This is a genomic window from Streptomyces sp. NPDC002156, assembly GCF_053593675.1.
This window is the reverse complement of record NZ_JBSFDA010000347.1, coordinates 1-3,186: the sequence shown is the minus strand read 5'-3', so window position 1 is coordinate 3,186 and position 3,186 is coordinate 1. Positions and strand designations below refer to the sequence as shown.

Sequence of the window (3,186 nt, the reverse complement as noted above, 5' to 3'; positions counted from 1 at the left end):
GCCCGGCCAGGAGCGTCACCACCAGTGTGCGTACTACGTCGGCCCGCTCGTAGAAACGGTCCGACAGCTCGTCGCTGATCGCCCGCAGCCTCTTGACCGGAGAACCCGATGGACATAACCACCAAGAACTCAGACACCTCACCCCCCACCCCCCAGCCGACCGCGGTCGAGCAGAAGCGCGCCGCCCGTGGCGCCACCCGACCCGGTGACCGGATCTTCCTCGGTCTCTCCCGTGGCTCGGGCATCCTGCTGCTGACGGTCATGGCCGCGATCGCCATCTTCCTCACCTATCGCGCGATCCTCGCGATCAGCAAGGACGAGGGCAACTTCCTCACCACCTTCGAGTGGAACGCCAACCTCGACCCGCCGGTCTTCGGCATCGCCGTCCTGGCCTTCGGCACGGTGGTCTCCTCGATCATCGCGATGGTCATCGCGGTCCCGGTCGCCGTCGCCATCGCGCTGTTCCTCACGCACTACGCCCCGCGCAAGCTCAGCGGCCCCATCGCGTACGTGATCGACCTGCTCGCCGCCGTGCCGTCCATCGTGTACGGCCTGTGGGGCGCCCTGATCCTCGTACCGAACATGAACGGCCTCTTCGGCTGGCTCAACGACTACCTCGGCTGGACCGGGATCTTCTCCTGGGAAGAGGGCGCGCCGCGCTCGATGCTGACAGTGGGCATCCTGCTCGCGATCATGATCCTGCCGGTCATCACCAACGTCAGCCGTGAGGTCTTCCGGCAGACGCCGCGGATGAACGAGGAGGCCGCGCTGGCCCTCGGCGCCACCCGCTGGGAGGTCGTCCGCATGGCGGTGCTGCCCTTCGGGCGCTCCGGTGTGATCTCCGCGTCGATGCTCGGCCTCGGCCGCGCACTGGGCGAGACGATGGCCGTCGCCACCGTCCTCTCCCCGAGCTTCCTCATCCAGACCAGCCTGCTCGACCCGGGCGGCGGCACCTTCGCGCAGAACATCGCCGCCAAGTTCGGCGAGGCGAACGAGTTCGGCCGTGACGCGCTCATCGCCTCCGGTCTCGTCCTGTTCGTCATCACCTTGCTGGTCAACGGCGCCGCCCGCGCGATCATCGCCCGCCGCGCCGAGTACTCGGGGGCCAACGCATGAGCACCGTCGTAGCCGAGAAGCGCCCGAGCAGCATGCAGGGCGCCAGGCTCCCCAAGTGGTTCCCCTACGCCCTCGCCGCCGGGTCCATCGCCCTCGGGATCGGCATCAGCTTCGCCGCCGGTCTGGACAGCAACATCCAGTGGGGCCTGATCGCCGCGATCCTGTACGTCGTCGGTACGTACGTCATCGCCTCGATTGTCGAGGGCAAGCGTCAGGCCAAGGACCGCATTGCGACCTCGCTGGTCTGGGTCGCCTTCCTGCTCGCCGTCGTGCCGCTGGTCTCTCTGGTCTGGACGACCGTCGCCCGCGGTGTGAAGGTCCTCGACGTCTACTTCCTGACCCACTCGATGGGCGTCGTCGCCGACGCCGAGCCGGGCGGTGGCATCTACCACGCCATCATCGGCAGCCTGGAGCAGGTCGCTCTGGCCACCGCGATGGGCGCGCCGATCGGCGTCCTCACCGCGATCTACCTGGTCGAGTACGGGCGCGGCAACCTGGCCAAGGCCGTCACCTTCTTCGTGGACGTCATGACGGGCATCCCGTCGATCGTCGCGGGCCTCTTCATCCTGAGCATCATGCTGCAGTTCGAGATGCAGCCGTTCGGCTTCGCCGGTTCGCTGGCGCTGGCCATCCTGATGATGCCGGTGGTCGTCCGGTCGACCGAGGAGATGCTGAAGCTCGTACCGAACGAGCTGCGTGAGGCGTCCCTGGCGCTCGGCATCCCGAAGTGGCGCACGATCCTGAAGGTGGTCCTGCCGACCGCCATCGGCGGTATCACCACCGGCATCATGCTGGCGGTGGCCCGTATCGCCGGTGAGACGGCGCCGGTGCTGCTGCTGGTGTTCGGCAACCCGTTCATCAACAACAACCCCTTCGAGGGTGCGCAGGCCTCGCTTCCGCTGTACATCTATCAGCAGTACAGCGGTGGCACGGATGCGTCGTACGACCGAGCCTGGGCGGCGTCGCTGACGTTGATCGCCTTCGTGATGATCCTCAACCTCGGTGCACGCGGTATCGCCCGCTGGAAGGCACCGAAGACAGGTCGCTGACGCGGCCATACGACAGCGACCTGTAGCCGGCTGGTTCGACCGCCGGCTGACCCCTCGAAAGAAGCAGTGATATCCATGGCCAAGCGAATCGACGTAAGCGGCCTCAGCGCCTACTACGGCTCCTTCCGCGCGATCGAGGACATCTCGATGACGGTCGAGCCCCGCTCGGTGACGGCCTTCATCGGCCCCTCCGGCTGCGGCAAGTCCACCTTCCTGCGCACCCTGAACCGCATGCACGAGGTCACGCCCGGCGGGCGGGTCGACGGCAAGGTCATGCTCGACGACGAGAACCTGTACGGCGCCGGGGTCGACCCGGTGTCGGTACGGCGTGAGGTCGGCATGGTCTTCCAGCGTCCGAACCCCTTCCCGACGATGTCGGTGTTCGACAACGTGGCGGCGGGGCTGCGGCTGAACGGCTCGTACAAGAAGTCCGAGCTGAGCGATGTCGTGGAGAAGTCGCTGAAGGGCGCGAACCTCTGGAACGAGGTCAAGGACCGGCTGAACAAGCCCGGTTCGGGGCTGTCGGGCGGTCAGCAGCAGCGGCTGTGCATCGCTCGGGCGATCGCGGTTGAACCGAAGGTTCTGCTCATGGACGAGCCGTGCTCGGCCCTCGACCCGATCTCGACGCTCGCGATCGAGGACCTGATCGGTGAGCTGAAGGAACGGTTCACGATCGTCATCGTGACGCACAACATGCAGCAGGCGGCGCGTGTGTCGGACAAGACGGCGTTCTTCAACCTCTCGGCGGTCGGGCAGCCCGGGAAGCTGATCGAGATCGACGACACGGAGCGGATCTTCTCCAACCCGTCGGTGCAGGCGACCGAGGACTACATCTCGGGTCGCTTCGGCTGAGCAGGCCTTTGCCGGCTCGCCGGCTTGCTTCAAGACCCCTCGCGGTGCTGCATGGCGGTGCCACCGCGAGGTCGAATAGGGCCCGCCCCTGGAGCATCCTCCGGGGGCGGGCCCGTTCGTGTTTTTTCTCGCCCCCGCCGCCCCCACCCGTCCCATCCCGGGGGGCTGC

The 3,186-nt window shown here is 67.1% G+C and carries 3 protein-coding genes; all 3 read left to right on the top strand.

The window, feature by feature from the left end; genetic code table 11:
* Positions 1-108 precede the first annotated feature (108 nt).
* On the top strand, positions 109-1,116 hold the full coding sequence (gene pstC / locus ACWCRB_RS49530) for a phosphate ABC transporter permease subunit PstC (RefSeq protein WP_451002332.1): 1,008 nt from the start codon (positions 109-111) through the stop codon (positions 1,114-1,116).
* Positions 1,113-2,165 carry a phosphate ABC transporter permease PstA gene (gene pstA / locus ACWCRB_RS49525; RefSeq protein ID WP_451002331.1) on the top strand — a complete coding sequence of 351 codons (1,053 nt, stop codon included), beginning with the start codon at positions 1,113-1,115 and terminating at the stop codon, positions 2,163-2,165. Before pstC ends, pstA begins: the two co-directional genes overlap by 4 nt.
* A gap of 75 nt (positions 2,166-2,240) precedes the next feature.
* Positions 2,241-3,017 (top strand): phosphate ABC transporter ATP-binding protein PstB, encoded by a 777-nt coding sequence (gene pstB / locus ACWCRB_RS49520; protein ID WP_451002330.1) that lies wholly within the window; start codon positions 2,241-2,243, stop codon positions 3,015-3,017.
* Positions 3,018-3,186 lie beyond the last annotated feature (169 nt).

Coding starts and splice junctions, on each gene's coding strand:
- pstB (WP_451002330.1), top strand. CDS start 2,241: ATGGCCAAGCGAATCGACGTAAGCGGCCTCAGCGCCTACTACGGCTCC.
- pstC (WP_451002332.1), top strand. CDS start 109: ATGGACATAACCACCAAGAACTCAGACACCTCACCCCCCACCCCCCAG.
- pstA (WP_451002331.1), top strand. CDS start 1,113: ATGAGCACCGTCGTAGCCGAGAAGCGCCCGAGCAGCATGCAGGGCGCC.